The 2,358-nt window shown below is 72.0% G+C and carries 2 protein-coding genes; both read left to right on the top strand.

From position 1 onward, the window contains the following. Positions 1-558: alpha/beta hydrolase family protein (locus MFF42_RS00665; RefSeq protein WP_507763100.1), on the top strand; the 558-nt coding region annotated here is incomplete at its 5' end. A gap of 165 nt (positions 559-723) precedes the next feature. Continuing rightward, the coding region (locus MFF42_RS00660; RefSeq protein WP_238253578.1) for a methyl-accepting chemotaxis protein at positions 724-2,358 on the top strand (1,635 nt) is incomplete at its 3' end.

The following is a 2,358-nucleotide window of genomic DNA, read 5'->3' as shown; positions in this document are numbered from 1 at the left end:
CCCTCGATCAGGAGGCGCCGCCACAGGGCGTTGCGCCTCCTGATCGAGGGCATCCGCACCGATCCCGGCTGGAAGGGCGGCGAGTACACCGAGCAGCCGCGCAACTTCGAGCGCATCCTGCCGATCTTCAACATCATGACCGAGAGCGTGCTCGGCCTGCAGAAGCAGGCGCCGACCCGCGCCGCCGCCGACACGGCCTACGACAAGATGATCGCCGGCTACGGGAACAAGGCCGACGCCAACGACTGGCTGTACTGGTTCGACTCCTCCTACGACTACGACCCGTCGCCGGACCTCGAGAAGATCACCGCGAAGGTGCTCGCGGTGAACTTCGCCGACGACGAGCTGAACCCGCCCCAGCTCGACGTGATGAACGCCGCCATTGCACGGGTGAAGGACGGGCGCTTCGTGCTGGTCCCGACCTCGCCCGAGACGCATGGCCACCAGTCCCTGCGCTTCGCGAGCCTGTGGAAGGGGTACCTCGCCGAGTTCCTGGGGCAGCCCGAGGCGACCACGGAGAAGAAGAACTCCTCGGAGCGGCCGGAGGGCAGCCGGTAACGGCCGCGGGCGGGCCGCCGCCGTCCTCGGGCCTCTCCGCCGTCCCGCGGCGGAGAGGCCCGATCACGGCGAGTTGTGCACTTTCTTGCAGAAATCGAGAGAACCTTAAGTATTCCGGTTCAGAGTGACGGGCCTGAGCGTCCCCACTCCTCTCTCGGATCCAGCATGCGTCTATCCCTCAAGGCAGCCCTGGCGGGCTCGTTCAGCATTCTCGCTGTGGTTGCTGCGGCTCAGGGCGGGATCAGCATCGTCAGACTTTCGAGCATCGATCGCGAAGTCCGCGACATCGCTGACAATTGGCTGCCTTCGGTCGGACTGCTCGGCGACATCAGCACCGCGACGCGCGACGAGCGGGTCAAGACCTACCGCTTCGTCGCCGCCTCGCCGACCGACGCGCTGGTGGCCGAGAACGAGAAGAGCGTGCGGACGAGCCAGGCCGCCCTCGAAGCCCTGCGGCGCGCCTACGAGCCGCTGATCGCCTCGCCCGAGGAGCGGGCGCTGTACCAGCGCTTCTCCGAGACCTGGGCGACCTACACGCAGCGGGTCGAGACCATCGTCGCCCTGATGCGGGAGGGGCGCCGGGCCGAGGCCCTGACGCTCCTCACCGGACCCGAGGCGCTCGGCCTCGCCCAGGCCGCGACCAAGAGCCTGCAGGAGAACCTCGCCCTCAACAAGCAGGGTGCCAAGACCAGCGTCGAGGGCGCCGTCGGCAGCGCGGCCTCCGCCGCCATGACCGCCTGGATCGCCATGGCCGTGACGCTGCTCTCGGCGCTCGCCGCCGCCCTGTTCGGCTGGTTCGGGATCTCGCGGCCGATCACGCGGATGACCGAGGCGATGGGCTCCCTCGCCGGCGGCGACGCGGCGGTCGCCGTGCCGGGCCGGGGCCGCGGCGACGAGATCGGCGCCATGGCCGCGGCGGTGCAGGTGTTCAAGGACAACCTGATCCGCACCCGCACCCTCGAAGAGGAGACGCGGGCGGCGCGGGCCGGCGCCGAGGCGCAGCGCCGGGCCGCCGCGCGGGCCCTGGCCGACGATTTCCAGCGGGCCGTCGGGGGCATCGTCGGGGGCGTGACCGCCGCCGCGACCGAGCTCCAGGCGACCGCCGGGGCCATGACCGCCAACGCCACCCGGACCGCCGGGCAATCCAGCACCGTGGCCGCGTCCGCCGGAGAGGCCGCCTCGAACGTCGCCACCGTCGCCGCGGCGGCCGAGGAACTCGGCGCCTCGGTGCAGGAGATCGGCCGGCAGGTCGACGGCTCGGCGACGCTGGCGCAGGCCGCCGTGGACGAGGCCGGGCAGACCGCGACCCTCGTGCGCGACCTCTCGGATTCCGCCGCGCGGATCGGCGACGTGGTGGCGATGATCGCCACGATCGCCGGGCAGACCAACCTGCTCGCGCTCAACGCCACGATCGAGGCCGCCCGCGCCGGCGAGGCCGGCCGCGGCTTCGCGGTGGTCGCCGCCGAGGTCAAGGAGCTCGCCAACCAGACCGCCCGGGCGACCGAGGACATCACCGGTCAGATCGGGCGCATCCAGGGCGCGACCGGGCAGGTGGTCCAGGCCATCGACGGCATCTCCGGCCGCATCCGCGAGATCAGCGGCGTCGCCACCGGCATCGCGGCGGCGGTCGAGGAGCAGGGGGCGGCGACGCAGGAGATCGTGCGCAACGTCGCTCAGGCCGCGGGCGGGACCGAATCGGTCACCCGCACCATCGCCGAGGTGGCGGGCACGGCCGAGGAGACCGGCGCGGCAGCGGCCCAGGTGCTCGCCTCGGCGACCGAATTGTCGCGCCAGTCCGAG

This window comes from Methylorubrum podarium (genome assembly GCF_022179745.1).
GTDB lineage: Bacteria > Pseudomonadota > Alphaproteobacteria > Rhizobiales > Beijerinckiaceae > Methylobacterium > Methylobacterium podarium.
This window is presented reverse-complemented; position numbering and strand designations above follow the sequence as displayed.